Origin of the sequence: Devosia sp., assembly GCF_041917035.1 — a bacterium.
GTDB lineage: Bacteria > Pseudomonadota > Alphaproteobacteria > Rhizobiales > Devosiaceae > Devosia_A.
On the sequence record NZ_JAYRYM010000403.1, the window covers coordinates 1 to 2,203 of the forward strand.

Annotated in this window: 3 protein-coding genes and 1 pseudogene; all 4 read right to left on the minus strand. The window is 69.7% G+C overall.

Going from position 1 to position 2,203, the window contains the following annotated elements; translation table 11 throughout:
• A pseudogene (locus ACE3TU_RS21625) lies at positions 1-375 on the minus strand (3-carboxy-cis,cis-muconate cycloisomerase); the annotation flags it as partial.
• A gap of 72 nt (positions 376-447) precedes the next feature.
• Positions 448-1,068: a protocatechuate 3,4-dioxygenase subunit alpha gene (gene pcaG / locus ACE3TU_RS21630; RefSeq protein ID WP_374627919.1), complete on the minus strand. Its 621-nt coding sequence runs from the start codon at positions 1,066-1,068 to the stop codon at positions 448-450.
• Positions 1,068-1,814, minus strand: coding sequence for a protocatechuate 3,4-dioxygenase subunit beta (pcaH, locus tag ACE3TU_RS21635; protein ID WP_374627920.1), 747 nt, complete (start codon positions 1,812-1,814; stop codon positions 1,068-1,070). Before pcaH ends, pcaG begins: the two co-directional genes overlap by 1 nt.
• Positions 1,811-2,203: 4-carboxymuconolactone decarboxylase (gene pcaC, locus ACE3TU_RS21640; protein WP_374627921.1), on the minus strand; the 393-nt coding region annotated here is incomplete at its 5' end. The genes pcaH and pcaC, both read right to left, overlap by 4 nt.

Below are 2,203 nucleotides of genomic sequence, written 5' to 3' on the forward strand. Positions count from 1 at the left end.
GTCGAGGCGCGCCTCGTGCAGGTCGAGTACCCGCCGCAGCTGCAGCATCAGCGCGGTGTCGACGATGTCCTGGCTGGTGGCCCCCCGATGCAGCGCATCCCGGTGCGGCGGGGCGATCGTCGCGCGCAATTGGCGCAGCAGAGCCGGCACCACGACGCCGTCCTGCGCCATCCCCGCGGCGAGGCCGGCCCGATCCGGCACAAAGCCGGCAATGGCCGCCCCGATCGCCGCGGCCGCCGCCGTTCCGATCCAGCCGACATCGGCGCTCGCGTCGGCGAGGGCTTTCTCCACCGCCAGCATGGCGTCGAGCTGTGCCTCATCGCCGAGCAGGGCCTCGGTCTCGGCATCGCCGGCAAGCGCGGTCAGCAGGGTCATCGTCATCGTCTCGCCAAGGCCTCGGGACGCGACTGTTCCCGCTCCCGCGCGCCGGCACAAGGCCCCCGCGGCTCAGAAGTCGAAGAACACCGTCTCGCGCTCGCCCTGCAGGTGGATGTCGAGCACATAACGCGGCACCGCCCCCGCCTCGCGACGCGCCACCAGCGTCTCGCGGCGCCGTGCGTCCATGATCCTGTTGAGCACATAGTCGCCGGCATTCGCCTCCGCCTCATCGGCGAAATAGATGCGGGTCTGCAGCCCGATATTGATGCCGCGCGCCACGATCCACACCGAGACGTGCGGGGCCATCGGCCGGCCGTCGGGACCCTCGACGCGGCCCGGCTTGATCGTTTCGAACACGAATGTCCCGTCCGCTGCCGCCGCCTGCCGGCCCCAGCCGGTGAAGGCAGGGCGCGAGTTGGAGTTGGGCCCCATCGGTGCGGCGAAGGCGCCGTCGGCGTCGGCCTGCCAGATCTCCAGCACGGCGTCGCCGACCGGCGCGCCCGAGCCGTCGAGAACCCGTCCGGTGATGGTGATGCGCTCCCCCCTGGTATCGGGCGTCAGCATGCTGGCGCCGGCATCGGCGTCGATCACCCCGGTGATGCCGCACAGGTTCGGCGTCATGCCGATATGGACGTAGGGTCCGGCCGTCTGCGACGGCGTTTCCTTGAGCGTCGGGGTCGGGTGCAGCATCAGTTCCCCTCCAGTCTGTTCTCGAACATGGTCGAGCGCCGGCCGCGCAGAACGATGTCGAAACGATAGGCCAGCGCATCCATCGGCGTGGTGTTGTGCCGATCGAGCCGGGCGATCAGCTGCTCGATGCCGGCCTTGTCCGGAATGGTGCCGACGATCGGGCATTGCCAGATCATCGGGTCGCCTTCGAAGTACATCTGCGTGATCAGCCGCTGCGCGAAGGCATGGCCGAAGATCGAGAAGTGGATATGCGCGGGGCGCCAGTCATTGCCGCCATTCGGCCAGGGATAGGCGCCGGGCCGCACGGTGCGGAAGTGATAGAATCCCCGCTCGTCGGTGATCGCCCGCCCGAACCCGCCGAAGTTCGGGTCGAGCGCGGCGCTGTATCCTTCCCGCTTGTGGCGGTAGCGGCCGCCGGCATTGGCCTGCCAGAACTCCACCAGCGTGCCCCGCACCGGACGGGCGTTCTCGTCGAGCACCTGGCCATAGACGATCAGCCGCTGGCCGATCGCCTCGCTGCCGTCCTGGCTGAAATTGCGGATCAGGTCGTTGTCCAGCGGCCCGAGCCTTTCGTGCCCGAAGGTCGGGCCGGTCAGTTCCGACCGGGTCGGACCGAGCGAGAGCAGGCTGTGCCGCGGCGCCCGCAGCGTGCTGCTCTTGTAGCCGGGAGTATCGGCCGGCGGGTGCCAGGCGCGGTCGCGCTGGAACAGCACGCCGTCGTCGCCGGGAAGCAGGATGCCGCTCATTCCGCCGACTCCTCGCGCCTGGCCTGAAGCGGCCTGTCCCCGGGCAGCTTGGCGAGTTCCTGCTTGGCGATCCGGAAGGCGGCATTGGCCGTCGGCACGCCGGCATAGACGGCCACGTGCATCAGCGCCTCCTTGATGTCGTCGGGGCTCGCCCCGGTATTGGCCGTGGCCCTGACATGCATGGCGAACTCCTCCTCGTGCCCAAGCGCCGCCAGCAGCGCCAGCGTGACCAGCGAGCGCTCGCGCCGCGTCAGTCCGGGCCGCGACCAGACCGAGCCCCAGGCCCCTTCGACGATGAACGACTGAAAGTCCCTGTCGAAATCGGACATGCCGGCGGTGGCACTGTCCACGTGCTGGTCGCCCAGCACCGAGCGCCGCGTGACCATGCC

Excerpts from the sequence above, each read along its gene's own strand:
- pcaG (WP_374627919.1), bottom strand. The coding sequence starts at position 1,068 with ATGCTGCACCCGACCCCGACGCTCAAGGAAACGCCGTCGCAGACGGCC.
- pcaH (WP_374627920.1), bottom strand. The coding sequence starts at position 1,814 with ATGAGCGGCATCCTGCTTCCCGGCGACGACGGCGTGCTGTTCCAGCGC.